The sequence below is a fragment of the Deltaproteobacteria bacterium genome (genome assembly GCA_016235345.1).
GTDB lineage: Bacteria > Desulfobacterota > Desulfobacteria > Desulfobacterales > Desulfatibacillaceae > JACRLG01.
The window spans coordinates 1-19,421 of record JACRLG010000031.1 but is presented as its reverse complement, the minus strand read 5'-3'; the positions used below and the strand labels follow the sequence as shown (position 1 = coordinate 19,421).

At 55.8% G+C, this 19,421-nt stretch carries 16 protein-coding genes; 2 read left to right on the top strand and 14 right to left on the bottom strand.

Annotated features, from left to right (window positions below; translation table 11 throughout):
* Positions 1-137: 137 nt before the first annotated feature.
* Genes HZB23_15755 through HZB23_15745 form a run of 3 tightly spaced genes read right to left on the bottom strand, consistent with a single transcriptional unit; the run spans position 138 to position 3,253 of the window.
* Entirely contained in the window at positions 138-656 is a 519-nt protein-coding gene (locus tag HZB23_15755; GenBank protein MBI5846112.1) for a DUF3786 domain-containing protein, read from the bottom strand.
* Positions 657-704: 48 nt separating this feature from the next.
* Positions 705-1,637 (bottom strand): dihydroorotate dehydrogenase, encoded by a 933-nt coding sequence (locus HZB23_15750; GenBank protein MBI5846111.1) that lies wholly within the window; start codon positions 1,635-1,637, stop codon positions 705-707.
* A gap of 41 nt (positions 1,638-1,678) precedes the next feature.
* Positions 1,679-3,253, bottom strand: coding sequence for a methyltransferase domain-containing protein (locus HZB23_15745; GenBank protein MBI5846110.1), 1,575 nt, complete (start codon positions 3,251-3,253; stop codon positions 1,679-1,681).
* 421 nt (positions 3,254-3,674) lie between these two features.
* Here HZB23_15745 and HZB23_15740 point away from each other — a divergent pair, with 421 nt between their 5' ends.
* On the top strand, positions 3,675-5,006 hold the full coding sequence (locus HZB23_15740) for a hypothetical protein (protein ID MBI5846109.1): 1,332 nt from the start codon (positions 3,675-3,677) through the stop codon (positions 5,004-5,006).
* Between the two features lie 159 nt (positions 5,007-5,165).
* On the opposite strand, the gene HZB23_15735 is transcribed toward HZB23_15740, so the two are convergent.
* The 5 genes from HZB23_15735 to HZB23_15715 all read right to left on the bottom strand — a co-directional run bounded on the left by HZB23_15735 (position 5,166) and on the right by HZB23_15715 (position 10,710).
* Positions 5,166-6,080, bottom strand: a complete 915-nt coding sequence (locus HZB23_15735) for a response regulator (GenBank protein ID MBI5846108.1) — start codon at positions 6,078-6,080, stop codon at positions 5,166-5,168.
* Between the two features lie 102 nt (positions 6,081-6,182).
* On the bottom strand, positions 6,183-8,699 hold the full coding sequence (locus HZB23_15730) for a response regulator (protein MBI5846107.1): 2,517 nt from the start codon (positions 8,697-8,699) through the stop codon (positions 6,183-6,185).
* 455 nt (positions 8,700-9,154) lie between these two features.
* On the bottom strand, positions 9,155-9,727 hold the full coding sequence (locus HZB23_15725) for a hypothetical protein (GenBank protein ID MBI5846106.1): 573 nt from the start codon (positions 9,725-9,727) through the stop codon (positions 9,155-9,157).
* Positions 9,728-10,001: 274 nt separating this feature from the next.
* A complete protein-coding gene (locus tag HZB23_15720; protein ID MBI5846105.1) occupies positions 10,002-10,142 on the bottom strand; it encodes a hypothetical protein in 141 nt (46 codons plus the stop codon).
* 145 nt (positions 10,143-10,287) lie between these two features.
* Complete coding sequence (locus HZB23_15715) at positions 10,288-10,710, bottom strand: hypothetical protein (protein ID MBI5846104.1); 423 nt, start codon at positions 10,708-10,710, stop codon at positions 10,288-10,290.
* 207 nt (positions 10,711-10,917) lie between these two features.
* Between HZB23_15715 and HZB23_15710 the strand changes: the two genes are divergently transcribed.
* Positions 10,918-11,745, top strand: a complete 828-nt coding sequence (locus HZB23_15710) for a 4Fe-4S binding protein (GenBank protein MBI5846103.1) — start codon at positions 10,918-10,920, stop codon at positions 11,743-11,745.
* A 21-nt stretch (positions 11,746-11,766) separates the two neighbouring features.
* On the opposite strand, the gene HZB23_15705 is transcribed toward HZB23_15710, so the two are convergent.
* The 6 genes from HZB23_15705 to trpB all read right to left on the bottom strand — a co-directional run.
* Entirely contained in the window at positions 11,767-12,612 is an 846-nt protein-coding gene (locus tag HZB23_15705; protein ID MBI5846102.1) for a hypothetical protein, read from the bottom strand.
* 44 nt (positions 12,613-12,656) lie between these two features.
* Positions 12,657-13,604: a glycyl-radical enzyme activating protein gene (locus HZB23_15700; protein MBI5846101.1), complete on the bottom strand. Its 948-nt coding sequence runs from the start codon at positions 13,602-13,604 to the stop codon at positions 12,657-12,659.
* A 67-nt stretch (positions 13,605-13,671) separates the two neighbouring features.
* The gene (locus HZB23_15695; GenBank protein MBI5846100.1) at positions 13,672-16,185 is read right to left on the bottom strand and encodes a hypothetical protein; all 2,514 of its coding nucleotides are present in this window, start codon (positions 16,183-16,185) and stop codon (positions 13,672-13,674) included.
* 393 nt (positions 16,186-16,578) lie between these two features.
* Positions 16,579-17,607, bottom strand: a complete 1,029-nt coding sequence (gene aroB / locus HZB23_15690; protein MBI5846099.1) for a 3-dehydroquinate synthase — start codon at positions 17,605-17,607, stop codon at positions 16,579-16,581.
* Positions 17,608-17,609: 2 nt separating this feature from the next.
* Positions 17,610-18,410, bottom strand: a complete 801-nt coding sequence (locus HZB23_15685; GenBank protein MBI5846098.1) for a tryptophan synthase subunit alpha — start codon at positions 18,408-18,410, stop codon at positions 17,610-17,612.
* Positions 18,407-19,421, bottom strand: a 1,015-nt coding sequence (trpB, locus tag HZB23_15680) for a tryptophan synthase subunit beta (protein ID MBI5846097.1), incomplete at its 5' end; no start/stop codon positions are given. The genes trpB and HZB23_15685, both read right to left, overlap by 4 nt.

The following is a 19,421-nucleotide window of genomic DNA, read 5'->3' as shown; positions in this document are numbered from 1 at the left end:
TCTTTTTCTTCGACGTCTCTGTTATCATCCATCTGTGCAGTCCTCCTTCCGGTTCTTGGTTTGAGTTCTCGACCAACTCAACTCATACCAGATCGAGGGCTGCACTTTTCAAATTGTGCGAAAAATTTTGTACCTTATCATGCGGGAAATTCATCATCGCGGTCATAAAAAACAAGCTGCAACGGGATATGGGGGACCAAATCGAAAATCAGGCTTATTGCACCCTGACCCGCTTGGCCGCCCAGCCGGCCGCCCATGGATTCGGCCTTGAATATCAGCTCTTCCACCCGCCCCTGAAATCTCTTCGCAATGGGACTCTCCAAGGCGCCTGACGAATAACCGCCGTGCTTGAACAAGGGTCCGGCAAGCTCGGAAAAAGCCACGAATTTTCCCGCAGGCCTTTTTTCGCTTCCCAAAAGAACATAATGAATCAGTGCGCTCGCTGCTATGGGATGAGGTCTTTTGCCATTCGCGAGCCTGACGCCGCCTGCCGATATCAGGTAGAACATCCCCCCAAACGGAAGTTCGATCTGCCCATCGGCATTAAACACAAGGCCGAGGTTGCGCGCCGAGGTGCAGACATCGGCCGACGCAAGCTTGGCGAGAAGGTCCTGGTAAATCCGTTTATGACCCTCACCTATTGCCAATTCAGTCATTATGTTTCTCCCGGCTTGCCCGCACACCCTATTATTGATACTTCAATGTCAGTTTTCAAGCGCGCCGATGAAATCCGTTATCCGCCCTATTCCCTTTTCCAGGCAAAATTTTTCGATTCCCTCCACGATTTTCACCGAGGCCAGAGGGTCAACGAAATTGGCTGTTCCCACTTGAACAGCCGAGGCCCCCACAAGAAGGTACTCCAGGGCGTCTTTGGCCGTGACGATTCCACCTATGCCGATCACGGGAATTTTTATGGCGCGGGCCGCCTCCCACACCATGCGCAGCCCCACGGGCTTGATGGCCGGGCCGGACAGCCCACCTGTGACGTTGGCAAGCACCGGGCGGCGGGTGTCAATGTTCACCGCAATTCCGGTAAGGGTGTTTATGAGGCTCACCGCGTCCGCCCCGGCGTCTTCAACGGCTCGGGCAATCACGGCGATGGATGTGACGTTTGGAGAGAGCTTGGCGATTATGGTTTTTGTGCTCACCCTGCGCACCGCCCCTATCACCTGGGCCGCCGCGATGGGGTCCACGCCGAAGGCCACGCCGCCCGCTTTTACGTTGGGGCAGGAGATGTTGACCTCGATTCCCTCCACCTTTTCCGCGTCGTTAAGCCTTCGGGCAAGCTCCACGTAGTCTTCCAGGGTCTTGCCGTAGATGTTGGCGATTACCACGGTATCAAAATCTTTGAGCCTGGGCAGCTTTTCGGCCAGAAAGGCGTCGAGCCCCACGTTTTCAAGGCCGATGGCGTTAAGCATTCCGCATGGGGTTTCAACTATGCGCGGCGGCGGGTTTCCGGCTGATGGATTTAGGGAAAGGCCCTTGGTGACGATTCCGCCCAAAAGGTTCAGATCAAAAAGCGGCGAAAATTCCAGGCCGTAACCAAAGGTGCCGCTTGCGGTGAGCACCGGATTTTTTAAATCGAGCCCCGCGATTTTGACCGATAGATCGGTTTTCGGATTTTCGTTTTCCACCATGTTCGTCGCTCCCGATTATTTCCCCGCCCCGGTTCCGTCTGTCAGAAGATAAAGACACTACGCCGGTCATTTTTTTCATGGACAAGAACCCAGGTCGCACCCATTGGGACCCGGTTTCCGAACGCCCTGTCTATAGCCCTGTCCAGGTTGAACAGGAGATTGTAATTGGCGAGGTGCCCGGCCAGGCCCTTGTATGGCCGGTTGCCCAGAAAATACCATCCAAGGCCCTTCAGAAATCCAAGCCTGTAAATCCTTTGGATCGAGAAAGGCGCGAACCGAAGCCGCACGTCGCGTTCATCGTAACGCCTGTGGTGAAGGTAGGCCTCGTCCAAGCGGTTGTACAACCTGCTCCCGGCAGGCACAATGCTTACCAGCCTGGAGCCGGTTTCCATGCTCCGGTAAATGGCTCTCACAAGGCCAAGGTCGTCCATGGTGTGCTCAAAAAAATTGAATGAAAAAACCACGTCGGGCCGATTCAGCCGGATCAGCCTGGAAAGCTCCCCTCGCTCCGAATCGGTGTCCATTACAAGGCATCGGCAAAGATCGCCGTATCCCGCCCTGTCCAGGCGCTCCCTTGCCTTTTTGATGGATTGGCCGTCCTTGTCCAGGCCCGTTACAGACCAGGCTCCCATGTCCATGAGTTTTTCCATGGCGTTTCCGGTGCCGCAACCAAGCTCCATTATGGTTTTGCCCCGGACGAGGTCGGCCACGCCCGCCATGAGATGCCGGTAGTAATTGTCGTAGCCGTCCATGTGGGCGAGGTCTTTGCGGATATGCTCCGAAACGAGCCGACTGTGGGCCAGGGAGGGCTTTTGGGCGAAAAGGATCATTTTGGTTCGGGGGTTTATGGAGATGGTCCTGTTTTTCAGCCTTTCGCCCAGGGATTTCAGGAAGGCGGGAATTCTGGCCCTGGTTGGATACATCAGCCGCAGCCTTTCGTACAGGTGCCCCAAAATGAACGTGTGGCCTATTGAACTGGTTGAAAGGACGAGAAAGCCCTGTTGCCTCAAAAGCTGGGCGATGTTGGAGCGGTTGAAGAAAAACAGATGCTCCCTTACCCGGCGAAAGTCCTCCAGGCGTTTTCCCAGAAGCCTGGACACACAGCTTCCCGAATCAACGGTGGAGATCACCAGAACCCCGCCCGGAACAAGCTCGGTGAAGGCCTTTTTCACTGCGGAAAACGGGTCGGGAAAATGCTCAAGGACATCCAGCATGACTATGCAGTCATAGGAGTCGGGCCTGGCCTCAATTTTCAGATAGTCTTCGCAAACAACAGGGAATGGGTGATTTCTTCGGCATTCGGCTATGATTTCGGGGTTGAACTCGATCCCCTCAACGGAAAAACCGGCCTTGTGAGCCTCCTCCAGAAAAAAGCCGGGGCCGCTTCCCACTTCCAGGAGCCGCTTTTTTTCATTGCCCGACAAGCCTTCGGTAAGCAGGTGCATACATTTTTGCGCGATCCGGCCATACCGGCTTTGTTTGTTCATCCGTTCGGCGAAGTAATCGGCGTAACCGTATATTGTCTTGTTGTCGCCGCTGTAAAATGATTCGTGGCAGAAGTAATCGCGGTTGGAATAAAGTTCGCTGAGCTCCTTTTCGGTCGGCTGGGGATGCATGAACATGAACCCGCATAGCGGGCAGGCATAAATCCTGTTTTCCACAAAATCGTAGCGCAGCGAGGCTTGGCCCGAAAAAAAGCAAACAGGGCAATGAAACGCGGCTGGCTTTGACGCCGCTTCTGTCGGGCTCGATTCGTACATTTCTTTTTCTGATGGTTGGAAATTTCTTGAAACAGATATTTTTCCTGCAAGCCCTGGCCGGTTGACAACAGGCGTCGGACAACGGAGACTTCTTCATTCCGGGCGCACCACAAGGCCCTGGTGCTTGTATCCCTTTTCATGGGTCGAGGCAACAATGTCCAGGGCCTGGGGCGGCATTTTCTTCAGATTGTGTCGAAAATCGGCGCAAGATTCTTTCCGGCTTCCCGATAGCGGACCCAAAAAAATGATTTGGCCGTCACTCCAAGGCTGTGCAATAATGCGAACATTCTTTCATTTTCCGCACTTTCCGAACTTGTTTTTAATCCATGCGCCCGACATGAAAGGCAAATCCATGCGTCGAATAATAAATATCAGCATTTTGGCCCTTCTGGCCATGATGATTCTCGTGGGCGGCCATCTCACCCTGGCCGGGGTCGCGCCCGGTTTCACTCCCGAAAGCATCACCGCGCTTGTTGCGGACCAGGACGCCCGCGACCCCGGCGGAGCCGATCGCCTGCCCCTCATACTGGTTCACGGGTGGATGGGCTCGTCAACCATTGCGGTTTCGGAGGTGGACGGCACGACGGTGGCTGAAAAGGCCGGGTTCAAAAAAATGATGGATTATATTTACGACGGCCCCTTGAAAAACAAGTACAAGATATTCCGGTTCCATTACGAGTCTGACAAGTTAAGCGACACCGAAATCGCCCACGGTCTTCAGATCCGCATGGACAGCTTGATTTCCACAGGGGTGATGGCCGACAAGCAGGTGGTCCTCGTGGCCCACAGCAATGGCGGGCTTGTGTCGCGGTCCTACATGGCCGAGCAGACCCACACCTTTGGAAAGTACTCAGGGCAAAAAGGCGGCGAGCGGGTCATCCGGCTCATCACTCTTGGCTCCCCCCACCACGGGACAGTGATTGACAACGGGGACGCCAAGGTCGCCGATTCTCCCGACTGGCAGGGATTCGCAACCTTCTTCGACCTGACCTACGCCCAGGGAAAGGCCATCACCGAGCCCAACCGCAGCGACCTCAAATGGGACAACTACAACAACCTTCCCGGCTACGACGCGCCGAACGAGACGAACACGTGGCTTGCGGGCCTGAACGCCGCCAGCCTGTACACGGGAAAGATCATCGCCTACTATGCCGGAACCGAATCGCCCGATTACACCTGGATAGATCTTTTGAACTACCTTCACGCCCGGGGCGGAATATATACTTCGGCCCTTTTGCTCAAGCTGATGGAGGTAGGATATCTGCCCCGGCTGAACAACCCCGCCACCTTCCCCGTTTTCGGACCCTACCCGGTTGACATCCCGGCCAACAGCGGCATCATGAACACCTTCGTTTCAGCCAGTCACAGGCATTTTTACAACAGTGAAAACGACGGCCTGATAGCGGTGGACAGCGCAAGCGGAGCGGGCCTGCAATTTATGCGCACCGAGTTTTTCGCGGGCTTTGACCATATGGATTTAAGAAACGATCACGACACTCATCCGGCGGTTTTCGCAAAACTGGCCCTTGACCTCGATGCCGCCTACGCCGAACGCGAAATACCGGCGCCCGTGGTTCCGAAATGCTTCATAGAATCCCTGGCGGCCTGAAGGAAAAACCAAAAGCCAGCAGCTTGCGCATAAAAAACCCAAGAGCGCGGCATAACGCCCGCGCTCTTGGGAAAATCAGCCGACTGCCTTTATCGCGCAGCCGCATTCAAAATGCCCGCTCACCCCTGAAGCCCCGTGTACGGCCTTGCCCCATCTGTTTCAGCTGGTGCGAACCAGGTAAATCTCCTTTTCCTTCACCGCGTTAACAAGCCGTTTAAGATTGTCCATCAGGTTTCCCCGCATGGCCAGAATGAGGTCCACGCAGTCGATGGGCGACTTGTCGCGGAAATCCATGAGGTCTGAATATTCCGCAAGCTGATAGTCTATGTTCGCGGCCCTTTTATCAAGCTCAAGCCTTTTGATGTGGCTTTTCACCTCGTCGACGTAGGCGGCCATGTTCATGAGGGTGTTCATCAGCGGGAGCGGATTCCGGGGGACATCCACCGGCAATTGGTCGAACACCACCAGGAAGGGCCCCTTTTCCTCGTAAAATATCCGCGCCAGGGCTGGTTCGCCCACGAATTCGCCCTTACGGGCGTGCATGATCACGCCTTTTTCCACGTAAATGGCGGCATCCATGGCCTCGAATGTGATGGACGCTGTCTTGCTGGCTCCACCGATGCTTTGCAGCAGATCCGAAAGGGGCATGTTTGAAAGGTGGCCCGAAAGGCTTCCCGACCCGCCTGTCTTCCGGTATCGCTCGGTGCGTTTGAGCGCGGCCTTGATGCGGGCGATGAATTCATTTTTGGGCGTGGTCTTCAATATGTAGTCGTCGGCGTCGGATTCCAGGCCCTTCACCTTGACTTCAGGATCGGCGGCGCTCGTGAGAAAAAGGACGGGAGTGTCCAACAGCCCCTTCTGGTCCCGGATGGCCCTGATGGTCATGAACCCGTCCATGCCCTGCATCTGAACGTCCAGAAGGATCAGATCTGGAACCACCTCGTCCAGTTTTTTCAGGGCCTCTTCGCCGCTTGTGGCCTGAATGACCGTAAATCCAGCCGATACGAGATAGCTTTCGTAGAGGCGGCGGATGTTCCGGTCATCATCCGTTATCATTATCAGTTCGCCTGCCATTCAATACCTCTGTCTCTTAAAGAAATGCGCCCCTATATTTCCTGCCGGAATCGATCCGGACCCCCGGGTAAGCTTTGGCAAAAATTTTGAAGCTTCGCGGCCTTACAGATCAGGGTGTCCCCGGCCACGGCGGACCCCTTTGATGGAAACGGCCAGGAGCGACAGGGCCTTGCCCGCGTCTTCGGATTTGCCGTGTTTGGCGGCCTGCTCCAGGATGCCTGCCTCCTCGGTGAGGCGGGGATAACCCAGCGCCCCGCCGGAGCCCTTCAACTGGTGAGACAGGCGGCTGACCTCGTCCAGGCGCTCGGCTGAAAAGGCCTTTTCAAGGTCGTTCAGGAAATCGGCCAACCCCGCCACAAAATCGTCAATAATGGAGTCCAGTTCCTCGTCTTCGGAATAGAGGCTGGAAACTATTGACTCCGGTTCCGCAGGGCCGCTGTCAGGCTGTCCTCCGCCGTCCGGGGCCGACTGGCCGTCGCCCGTGAGATACCGGCTGACTATGGCCAGGAGCCTTTCACGGTTCACGGGCTTTGCTATGTAATCGTCGCAGCCGGCTTCCAGGCAGCGGTTCTTGTCCAGCACCGTTGCATGGGCGGTGAGGGCGATTATGGGCTTGGTGTAGCCGTTTTCCCTCAAAAGCCTGGTTGCTTCGTAGCCGTCCATCTCAGGCATCTGCATGTCCATAAGGATCACGTCGTAGGCCTTGCCCATCTGGGCAGCCGAAAGCGCCTTCTCGTAAGCCTCCCGCCCGTTTTCGGCGAAGTCCGGTATTATGCCCGCGCGCTTTAGGAAAAGTGAAAGAAGACGCCTGTTGTCCGGGCCGTCCTCTGCCAGAAGCACCCGGCCCGACAGGATTTCAGGACGGGTTTCCTCAGCCTGGGCCTCATCGGCGATATCGTTTAGCCTGTCCTCTTCAACCCGCGAAAGGCTCAGTTCCAGCGGGGGGCCGACGTCCAGCACCAGGGCGAAGGTGGAGCCCACGTTTTTCTGGCTCTCGCCGGTTATGTCCCCGCCCATCATGCGGGCCAGCTTGCGGGAGATGTTGAGGCCAAGGCCGGTGCCGCCGAATCGCCGCACGGTGGACGCATCGGCCTGCTCGAACTTGTTGAAGGCCTTTTCAAGTTCGGCTCGGTTCATGCCTATGCCGGTGTCGGTGACCGCAAATTCCATGTAGGCCCTGTTTGCGTCAGGCCCCGGCCTCATGCGCACGGTGAGGAAGACCTTGCCATCAGACGTGAACTTTATGGCGTTTCCCACGAGGTTGATCAGTATCTGTCGGAGGCGCGTGGGATCGGTGCGGATTTTTTCCGGGATCAGGCCAAGAAAGGTGACGCCGAATTCCAGGTCCTTTTTTTCAGCCGCCGCCTGCATCATTGAAACAACGCCGTTAACCACCTGGACGGGCGAGGCTTCCAGCATCTCTATCTCTATCTTTCCGGCCTCGATCTTGGAAAGGTCCAGGATGTCGTTGACCAAAGACAGGAGATGCTCGCCGCTCTTCCTTATGGTTTCGATGTATTCGCTGCGTTCCTCGTCGGTGAGAGGGTCTTGAAGAAGCTCGGCGAAGCCCACTATGGAGGTGAGGGGTGTGCGGATTTCATGGCTCATTCCCGCAAGGAAGCTGGTCTTGGCCTCGTTGGCCACTTCGGCCTCGGCGGCGAAACGGTTGCTGCTCTCGATGGCCTTTTCAAGCTCCTGGTTCACGCGCCGGGTTTCGGCGTAGGCCTTCTGGAACTGACGGAAAAGCTGGTCGCGCATGTAGGAGCCGCCGATGCTCATGGCGGCCATGCTTAGAATGGAGACCTCGGTGTCAGAGTAGGTTTTCGAGGTGAAATAATCATCGAATTCTATGAAGCCCCAAAACTCGTTGCGCACGTGAATGGGGATCACCAGAAGGGCCTCGATGCCCTCTTGGGCCAGAAGGACCCTCTCGCTCTTGGGAAGGTCGGTCACCGGGCCGTTTATGGGGATACCCCGGCTAAGCTCCGCGCTCCAGCGGTCGAAGCCCGACTGCATGGAGTGGCGCTGCTTCTTTTCGCCGGTGGGGTCCTTCATAACCGTCCAGTCGAAACTTAAGACAAAGTAGCGCTGCCCGGTCTTTTTGTCGGTGGCGTTGCGGTAGAGGCGCACCCGGCCCACGTCCATCACGTCGCCCAGCATCTCGAAGGCGGTGGAGAGCTTTTCCTTGGGGTCGCTCACCACTATGAGGTCGCGGGAGAGCTTGGACACGATACCGAAAAGTTTTTCGCGCTGCTCCAGCCTTTCCTCGGCCTGCTTGCGGGCCGTTATGTCCACGATGAGGCCGGAAAGGCCGATGATATCGCCCCTTGCGTTTCTGCGCGGAGTCCGGGTGGAGAGGGTCCAGATGACCTTGCCGTCAGCGCCGGTGAGCGGGCCTTCAACGCCGGAACGGGCCTCCCCCCTGGTGATGATTTCCCGGTCCTGACGCCTCATCCAGGCCGCGTCCTTTTCCGGGAAAAGGTCGTAGTCGCTCTTGCCCGCAACGGAGTTGATCTCCCTGCCGAGCCAGCGGGCGAAGGCGTCGTTGACGGCCACGTAGTTCATGCGCGCGTCCTTGTAAAACAGGAACGCATCAAGGGATGTGAATAGGTCATCCATGCTCAGGTGTCCTTGGAGCCCGTTAATAAATCCCGCTTTTTAAGTCCGGCATTAACGCGATCTACCGTGCAGGCCGTCGAAAAACACTGTTTTCGCCATAAACCAATATCTACCATTTGCCGACGACTTGGTCAAGGCTGGGTAATGTATCAGGTTCACCAATAAATAATGCAAGGCGCGGACCAAAGGGCGGGAGGCGCTTGAAAAAGGCGCGGAAAAAGGGTATTTGGCGATCAATCATCAAATAATCTTTACGGACCGTAAAGAGGATGCGCGTTTTCAGACCGAGTTACAGCAACAGTCATATTGGGAGATGGTCCGGGCACAGGCCAAGTTTCTGACCTGGGTTTTCACGTCGCGCCTGTCTTCACCGGTGTAGGAAGCCGAGACGGGGGTGTACGCACCGTCCGTGCGGGCGGTGGACATTCCGGATAAGAGATCAGGCAAGTGCTATGTCATTTTGCTAATCCGAACCGTCCCTTCCAAGGCAGCTTCAGTGCTTTTCTCAAATTTTTTCCTTCAAGTAAGTAGACTTTCGCAAAAACAGGAACATGACTCCCATCTACCCAGTCCAAGACCGGAACAGCAATGGCTGGGTGCACCGATGGCCCGAAATAAATTAGCTCCGGCTGTAGGTTCGACCCGTCATCCACGATCTTTATTACCTCGCCATTGCGATACTCAAAAACATAGACCAGATATCCGGTTGCGGTCTGGCAGACTGCAATTAATTTGTCGGTGAATTGCGTTAGTGAATACGGGAAAGAACCAAGTATGAATCTTCCTATAGCTTTGTCACTATTAGATGCCGAACGATAGACTTCAAGGATGGCTTTTCCTGTGTTATGTTCTTTCCTCATGACGGCAATTAGCTCTTCATTGTCAAGCGCCCAAGAGCAGAGACCCGATATGCTCTCTTTTGAAACAATATGGAGAATGCTCACGTTCTCCTTTGCTTCAATCGTCTGAACGCCTATCGCCAGTAGAAGCACTGCAAGAATCGCATTGTGTTTGTATGCCAGGAACATAATTTCCTCCGATTAAATCAATAAATAAAGCAGTAGTTATTTATATATTTTGTACCACTGATGCCAGGTGAAAAGTTATTGAAATAAAAGCATAATTTTCCAAAAGCCGTCATGGTTTGTCGAACCGGCGGCTGCTCGAAGAGTTCATAGAGGTTCCTGCGTTCTAACAGTGTCAGTTGCAGCATCTTGAGTATCTCGGTGATTGAGTTTCCATTCAATAATGAATTCTGGCGGCGGGCATGCCGGCCAGGAGATCGGAATTCGACAGATAGGACTAATCGGTCCGGCCCGGAACTCCGCCGGTTACGGGGGCTCCGGGATTGCCCGGATCGGCGGTTCCGCCGATGTTCCAGGAGTCCTGATTCATGCGGCCCTTTTCGTCGTACCCGTAGGGAGACCGAGTAGCCCGAGCCAAACCTGCCGCATCCGGATAATTTCTTCCTTAGATATCCTCGTCAACACCCTAAGCAGCTTCTTCGCCGGAGAGCAGTCAAACCTTGACTGGTTGGTGCAAGCGGGTTAACATACCCCCTGAAGGCTTACCATAAATGTAGAAAAGTTTATTTTGATGAGCTGACTTCCACTTGTTCAACAACATAAATGATACTATTTTTTTTAAACGATGATGGGAACATCGTAATTTTGATATCTGTGTAATTACCAATAAAAGCAATATTATTTTTTAGAGCTATGTAATTTTTGATTATACTGATTATTAAATTTTTTTCTGCTATGGTATTAACTTGACCATCAATTAAAATATATACTTCTTTATCAAACGAGTTAGGCAGAAAAGATCTTCTAACTTCAATATTATTGAAATCATTTTTCTTAAACAATATAGATAAATCATAAACAATTTTTAAACTTTGGCCATAGACGATATATCTATTCTCTACTCTATCATATTTAATTGCATGCATAATAATAAATACTATAAATAGTATAAAAAATATAACGACTACAATAATTTTATCTCTCATTCTATTATTCCTCACTACTGTCCTGTTAAAAAGTATTGAAATCAAAGCATAATTGTTCGTTGATTGCCATAGTTTGTCGCGTCAGCGGCGGCTCGAAAATTTCATAGTGGTTGCGGCGTTTAAACAGTGTCAATTGCAGCAGCTTTAGCATCTCGGTGACGGAGTGGCCGAGTTTGTCGCGCCTTTCACAATATTGAAGGAGAAACCATGCAAAACGCAGCAGTGCTCTGGTACAGCCAGACAGGCCACAGCTTTCGGCTCGCCCGCGTGGCCGAGGAGACCCTTAAGATGAAGGGCATCACCCCAAGGGTGGAAAACATTCGCCGCCAGAACGGGAGCCTTCCGGCCGAGGACTTGCTGGTGTTCGCTTTTCCCGTGTTCAACTGGAGCCTTCCCTGGCCCGTGCGCGATTTCATCTACTCCATGCCGCGCGCCGAAAAAAAGAAGACGGCCCTTCTCATCCTCACCATGGGGGGCTGGGCCGCCAACACCCCTTATCTTTTCAAAAAGGCCCTTGCGGAAAAAAACGTGGAACTGGCGAACTTCACCACCATAAGGTGCCGCGATTCATATATCCCCTTTGCCAAGTGGCTGCCTTTCATGGACAAGCAGGAACTGCCCGACGAAAATTCGCTTTCCGCCGTGCGCGCCTTTTTGGATAGAAGCCTTGGAGAGAGGCCCCAAAGGAGGCGGGCCAGGTTCAACCCCTTTGACCCCATGCACTGGATGGGGGCGGCCACCCCCAAGGACGGGCCGCTTCTTTTCATGGGGCCGAGAAAATTTTTGCAAGACCTTTGCACCGGCTGCGGCTTCTGCCAGACCATGTGCCCGGCCGGGGCCATTACGGGAGAGCGCCGCGACCTTTTTTGGAACCGGGAAAAATGCATCGGCTGCTGCGGCTGCATCAACATCTGCCCGGAAAACGCGTGGCGATTGATCCGGTTTTCCCCCGATTCCTACGACAAGGGCCTGGACGTCCCCAAAATGGTGGCGAAGCTTAAAAAAACCGGGCCGACGGATGAAAAACAGGGATGAAGATTTTTAAACCGGCGCGGCCTAAAATTCCCGCACCGGTTTGAGCTCAGTAGCCGGATATATCTGCCCGGCTATGGGCGGCATGGAGTTGTAAACAAAGTCCACGTCCACCACGGCGGTGGGAACGCCCAAACGGCGGTCCGGCCCCCAATAGGAGCCCCGCACCAGAACGTCCTCCATCTTGAAACTTAAGCCGAACACCGCCACCTTCTGGCCGCGCGCGATGTTTGCGAACTCTTTCCTGTAGGCCATAGGCGAAAGCACCAGGCGGTCGGTTCCGGCGGCCCTTAAGCCGAAGCAGGGAATGATCCAGGGAAAACCGTCCTGGCCAACAAAGGACAGAAACTTCAAGGTGTCCAGGCGGTTGAAGAACCCGTGGGTAAAGGGGTTCAGGACGTCGGCGGGCCGTTCGTTTGCGGCGGTCTTTCCGACGGCGAGGGTCCCCAGCACCGATCCGGCGATACCTGCCAGGGGCAGCCCCTCCGGGCCGCGCACGGAAACAAGGTCCATGTAATGGACCGTGTGGATGCCGAAGTAGGCGTTGTAGCGGAACATGGGAAGGCTGTTGTAGCGCTCGTAATCAGCGCCCTTTTTGGCCTCGTGGGTCCAGCGCGCGCGGCCCCGCCAGATTTTCCGGTCGGTGGTCATGACCAAAAAGGCGGTGTTGGGGTTGAGCCTTGCGTTCTGCTTGCTTTGGCCCTCGGAGAACTGGCCGAACATTACGTGTTCCGCATCCTTGGCCATTATGGAGGTGATGAGGGTGATATGGGGAAGCCCTTCCGGGTTGATGGTGGAAAGGAGCCCCACCTTCACCTCCTGCCCGAAGGCATCCATGTCGGCCTTGGTAAGCTGACTTTGCTCTTGCACGTTTTTCTCCCGGCCCCGCAAAATCCGGGGCGAAAATCTTCCGGTTAGTCTTCCAGTTTGGTCGAGCCGCTCCACTGAACGATATTGGGGTCCACGCCGCTTTTTTTGGCAACCTGGGCAAGATGTTCCATGACCGATTTTTCCAGGAGCCCGCTTCCGGCCAGGACCCAGTCTTTTCCGAGGCGCGTGTACTTGTCCCGGCAAAGGTTGTTGAAGGCGCAGAGGTCCCAGCGGGTAACCGCCCCGTTCAGGTTCTCTCCGATAAATTTTCCGATGTCGCGGATGATGGCCTCGCTGGCCGTAAAATCGGGAATCACGGGGGTTCTCACCCACATGGGCGCACCCTTTTTTTTGATGAAACCGGCGGCAAAGGCGATGTTTTCCAGTATTCGGTCGTTTTTGCGGGCGGTGAATTTTTTGTGGAGAGCCGGGTCCATCACCTTGAGATCGAACAGGAGAAGATCGGCGTGGGGCAGGATTTTTTCGTAAGCCTCACGGCTGGCCTCGCCGCAGGTGTCCAGGGCGGTGGAAATTCCCCTTTTCCTGAGGTTTTCCAGAAACGCCGCAGTGAAATCCGCCTGCAGGGCGGGCTCCCCGCCCGATACGGTCACCCCGCCGCCCGAATTCTCAAAATAGGCCCGGTCCTTTTCCACCTCGTCCGCAAGATCGTCAACCTCCCAAAAGGTTCCGAGAAGCTCCAAAGCCGTTGACGGGCACTCGGTTGCGCAGATTCCGCAGCCGTCGCATTTTTCACGAAGGATGCGGATTCCCTCCGGGCCTTTTTCAAGCGCCTTTTTCGGGCAGGCCGAAACGCAGGTCATGCAGCCTATGCACCGGGATTCGATCCATTGTACCTGGGGACGGGGCGAGATGCTTTCAGGGTTGTGGCACCACGCGCAGGCCAAAGAGCAGCCCTTTAAAAACACCGTGGTGCGGATGCCCGGCCCGTCCTCGGTGCTCATGCGTTGAATCTCTAAAACAAGGCCCTTCATCAGGCTCCCTTCCCGCCAGGGTTTAAGGATTTTACTTCTATTAATGGTGGAGATGTTAAACTTTAATCTATAACTTTTGGTGGCTTATACGCGCTATCACCTCATCCTGGAGTTCTTTTCCAATGGAGGTGAAATAGGCGTTGTAGCCGGTAACCCGCACCAGAAGATGCCTGTAGTCTGTGGGGTTTTTCTGGGCCTTGCGCAGGATGTCGGCGTCCAGCATGTTTATCTGGAGGGCGGTTCCGCCGTTTTTTCCGTAGCCCTTCAAAAAGGCCTTGAACTTTTGCCTGTGCTCAGGGTCGCGCAACATGCCGGGGTTGAAGGTGATGGTGTGGCTGGCTCCGTTGGGAAGGCTGCAACGAAAGCCCATGAAGTCGCCCTTGCCGTCCGGATCCATGCCCCCAAGGGCTTTTCCAACCGAGTTTGTGTTGGCGGTGGGGCCTTTGGTGTCGGTGCCGTTAACCGGGCAGATGGCGTTTGACAGGAACTGGCCCTGGGGACGGCCATCCGGGCTTGCGGGGAGAATATAGCCATCGGATATCCAGTAGTTCCACGAGAGCATTCCGGGCCTTGCCTGGCGGTTTGATGAGCGGGTCCTGTACTTCCAGCATTCGCCCGTCCAAAGCTCCATCACCTTTTTGGCCATGGCATCGGCTTTGTCGTCATCCCGCCCGTATTTTGGGGCCTTGAATTTGGCCTTGGCCTGGAGCACCTCGTAGCCCACCCAGTTTGCCGAAATGGCCCTTATAAGCTCGTCCATGGTGCAGGATTTTGAGTCGAAAACCAGATATTGAACGGCCAGCAGGGAATCCACGGTGGTGGCGAAGGTGACCGCCTCGATGGTGACGAAGGAAAGCTCCGCCGCGCCCTGGGTGATATCCCTGGCCTTTTCCGCGCAGCCCTTCACAAGGCAGGAAAGATACGGCGTGGGCGCGTAATCGACGCGAACGGACTCGCTCATCTCGTAAACATCGAGGGCGCGTTTTACGATGTATTTGATCTGTTTTGAAAAGGCCCCGAAAAATTGATCGAAGGCCGTAAATGTCCTGGGGTCGCCGGTTTTGGGGGCAACGGCCTCGATGGGCAGTTTTTGCCCCATTATTGCGTCGGTGTAGGCAACAAGGTCGCGTCCGCCCGAAAGGGCCAGCTCAACGGCTTTCAGAAGATTTAAGTTGATGTCCACGGTGCCTGAGCGGTCGTTGCCCACCATGGTGTTTTCCAGGCACCCCACCGGCGCGTATTCGTGGACGTTATTAAGGTTGATAAGGTCTTCCACTCCCGCTTCCCTGGACTCCCGCATCATCCCGGCCATGCTCCGCTCGTCGAAGTTGAGCAGAAAGGGCGCGCCCTGGCTCCCCGAAACCATTTCCACCACCCGGTCAAGGAGTTCCTCCGGGGAATTCCTGTGGAGCCGAACATTGGGCTTGGGCTCAAGGATGGGGCTCATGTCGTCGATCACGTCCAGAATGGCGTAGGTAAGATCGTTGGTGGTGTCGCATCCGCCCGCGCCCGCGCCGGAAAGAGTGATCAACTGGCCAAAACCTGCCGTGATGCCCTGGTTGCCGCCGGTTCGGATCATGGCGTCATAGGCGGTGTTGGCGTGAATCCAGAAGCATTTCAGGATTTCCTTGCCGAAGTCCGGGTCCATGCCCTCTTCAAGCGATTTTTTCCAGTACGGGTAAAGGTACTGGTCAAAGCGCCCGAAGGAGACCCCGGGACCGGGGTAGTTCTCGTCGCTCATGACCAGCATGTGGCTGAGCCACAGGGCCTGGACCGCCTCCCAGAAAGTCCCCGCCGGTTCCCAGGGAACGCGGGAGCAGTTTTCGGCCATCTTGAGAAGCTCGATTTTCCGGGCCTTGTCCTTTTCGGTCTTGGCCAGTTCCATTGAAAGATGTGCGTATGTTGCGGCCAGTTCGCGGGGGAGCGTCGCCGAAAGCATCATGGCCTTCAACTGCCCGCCCTTGGGGCCATTTTGTTCCGAAGGGGTGAGCGCATTGAATTTTTTCTCAAGGTCCTCGTGTATGCCCTTCCAGCCGATTTCAAGAACCCTGGCGTAGCCCGGAACAAGATGCCCGGAGGTGGCCCCGGCGTTGCCGTAGCCGTGGTCGTGGAGCTTTTTCATGGCGGCGCGCGCGCCTTTTCTGCCCATCATGCGCCTGTTGCGGTCCTTGGCCTCTTTTCGGGTCCAGCAGGCCGAGGTCTGGATATTGAACCTTCCGCCGCAGAGAAGGTCGCCGGGCAGAATTTCCTGGGGAAGGTGGTTCACCATCACCTCTTTAACGAACCAGGCCCGGCGCAAGGCTATGGGCCAGTCGAAAAAATCCGTGGGGGTATCCACCTTTCGCGCGGCCTGCTTGAACGAGGAAACGAAGGTCTGCATGAAGGCGTAGACTTCCGGCACTATGTAATAGGTGGTCTCGTCCCAGACCTCGTCCCAGGGGACACCGGTGGTCCAGGCCGTGAACTCGTTGTTCCATTTGCGGTCAAGTCCCGAAAAATAAAAGTCGCGCAGCCACTGAATACGGCTGGAGAGTCCCTTGGGTTCCTTGATGACCATTTTTCCGGCGGCGGATGCTTCCATGTGTTCCTCCGTTGCGGTGCATGATGCGGATTTACGGCTTCTTATTATGGGAGCAGGGTTTGATTCCATTTTTCGAACTTCAAAACCGGCGGAGGATTAGGCTTCTCTTATTTCTCCCCCCGGTCAGGTTCCCTTAAAAACGGAAAAGAACCATGCTCCGATTAATAAACTGGCAGATATTTTCCTTAACCTTTTTATTATATGTCTGCGGGCGAATGAATGCAACCGGGTTTGGAAGGACGCAGCATACCAGGTGTGTGGGATGGGAATATTTTCGGGATGGCCAAAAAAAAATTTGCACAGGCTGAATTGCAGCTGGAAACTGGGGTAAACAGCTTCAAGCCTTAAACATAGTCTGAATAGTGATATTTCAAAACTTGAAGGATTTGATTCCTAAAAGCTGATGGAGGATAGAACGTCCCGAATTTCGTCCAACGGGATATCCTCCACAACGGCTTGGCCCAGGCCCTTTAACAGCACGAATTTTATCGAGCCGCCTTCGCGTTTCTTGTCTTTCGTCACTGCGTCGAAAAGGGCGTTTTTGTCGGCGGAGAGGCTCACGGGAAGCCCCAGCCGTACAAGAAGCGTGGTGAGCCTTTCCTCGTCGGCCCTGGATAAAAGGCCCCGGCTGACCGACATGCGGGCCGCCGCCGCCATTCCCGCAGACACGGCCCTGCCGTGGGAAATTCCCAGCACTTTCTCAAAGGCGTGGCCGATGGTGTGGCCGAAGTTGAGCTTTCGCCTCTCCCCGGCCTCCCTTTCATCGGCGCTCACCACGGCGGCCTTTATCTCCACAGAACGCAGCACCAGCCGGTCGATGACCTCCTTATTGAGAGCAAGCGCCTTTTCGGCGTTTTCCTCGATATAGCGGAAGTAGGCCGCGTCCGCCATCGCCCCGTGCTTGACTATCTCAGCAAAGCCGTTTGCCAGCTCGTCTTCGGGCAGGCTCTTCAAAAGCTCCGTGTCGCAGATTACGAATTTGGGCTGGGCAAAGACCCCCACCATGTTCTTGTACCGGGAGAAATTGACCCCGTTCTTGCCCCCAACCGAGGCGTCCACCTGGGCCAGGAGGGTTGACGCGACGAAACCGAAGCCGATGCCCCGCATGAAGGTGGAGGCGGCGAAGCCCGTCATGTCGCACACGACTCCGCCGCCCACGCCGACGAGGAAACTCGACCGGTCGGCGTTCAGGTCCAATAGCCTCTGGTAGATTTTTTCGATGGAGGCCAGGGTCTTCTCGCCCTCCCCCTGCCCTGTCGTGATCACCGGAAACGGAGGAAACAGGCTTCCGTATATGGCCGCTACCGTCTTGTCCGTAACGATCACGCTGTTTTCCGGGCAGTAACGGCCAAGGTTTTTCAGGCTTTCGCCCACGTGAACCAGGCTTGTCGCGGCCTTTCCTTCAACTTTCACCGTTTGCATGGCTATCCCAGGAAGGTGGCGCGCTTCAAAAGGCCCACGTAGTTTTTCATCTTTTTGGGAAGGTCTGGCTGGCCGACGTTTGATTCGATGAGCCTTTCAAAGGCCGAGCCAACCACCACGCCGTCCGCGACCCTTATTACCGCCGAAACGTGATCCGGGGTGGAGACGCCGAAACCCACGCAGACGGGAAGCCCGGTATAGCTCTTGAGGGTGAGCACCGTGTTGGTGACCACCTCCCGCGAAAGCCCGCCGCTCCCGGTGACGCCCGTCATGGAGACCACGTAGATGAAGCCCGATGACTTCTCCGCTATCATCTCCATGCGATCCGGGGGAGTCGTGGGGGCGATGAGGCGTATGAGGCAGATGTCCTCTCCCGGCCATGCGCCGGTCAGTTCCAGGGATTCCTCCACCGGCAGGTCCACCACCAGGAGCCCGTCAACCCCGGCCTTCGTGGCGTCCTCGTAAAAACGCGCCGCCCCATAAGCCAGAAGCGGGTTGTAGTAGGAAAAAATCACGATGGGGATGTCCGTGAAGGCCCTTATGTCTGCGGCCATTTTAAGGACCTTTTTGAGGTTCATGCCCTTTTTCAGCGCCCGCTGGCTGGAGCGCTGGATCACCGGGCCGTCTGCGGTGGGGTCGGAAAAGGGCACACCCAGTTCAAGGATGTCGACCCCGCCCTCGCACATGGCCCTTATGACGTCCATTGAGATGAACTCGTCCGGGTCCCCGGCGGTGACGAAACCCACCAGGGCCTTCTGACGTTTTGATTTCAGGCTTTCAAATGTTTTCTCGAAGCGGTTCATGGGAGGGCCTCCTCCTTCTTTTCCTGCATACGGCTGGTGACTATTTCCAAATCCTTGTCGCCGCGACCGGAAAGGTTGACTATCATGATGGTTTTTTCATCGTGCCTGGGAGCCTCCTTCATGGCCCATGCCAGGGCGTGGGAGCTTTCCAGGGCCGGAAGGATTCCCTCGGTGCGCGAGAGTGTGTGGAAGGCTGCAAGGGCCTCGTCGTCCGTCACGTTCTCGTACCGGGCCCGGCCCAAGTCCTTGAAGTAGGAATGCTCCGGCCCCACTCCGGGGTAGTCGAGGCCTGCGGAAACCGAGTGGGCCTCCAGAATCTGGCCGTCTTCTGTCTGGAGGACGTATGATTTGGACCCGTGAAGCACTCCCACGGTTCCGGCCCCAAGTGTGGCTGAATGCTTTCCCGTGGCCACGCCGGTGCCTCCGGCTTCCACGCCCACCATTTCCACGACTTCATCATCCTTGAAGGGGTAGAAAAGCCCCATGGCGTTGCTGCCGCCGCCCACGCAGGCCACCAGCATGTCCGGGAGACGCCCTTCGGTTTCGAGAATCTGGCACCGGGCCTCATCGCCTATCACCCGCTGGAAGTCGCGCACCATCATGGGGTAAGGATGCGGCCCCGCAACCGAGCCGATGACATAGAAGGTGTCGGCCACCGCCCCAACCCAGTAGCGCATGGCCTCGTTCATGGCGTCCTTCAGGGTTCCCGTGCCGCTCGAAACCGGGACCACCCTGGCCCCCAGAAGCTCCATGCGGCGCACGTTGGGCGCTTGCCGGGCGATGTCCTCCACCCCCATGAAGACCCTGCATGCCATGCCGAACAGGGCCGTCACCGTGGCGGTGGCCACTCCGTGCTGACCGGCCCCGGTTTCCGCTATCACCTTTTTCTTGCCCATCCACCTGGCAAGAAGGGCCTGGCCCAGGGTGTTGTTGATCGTGTGTGCGCCGGTGTGGGCCAAATCCTCGCGCTTCAAGGAGATTTTGGCCCCGCCCAGTTTTTCCGTGAGCCTT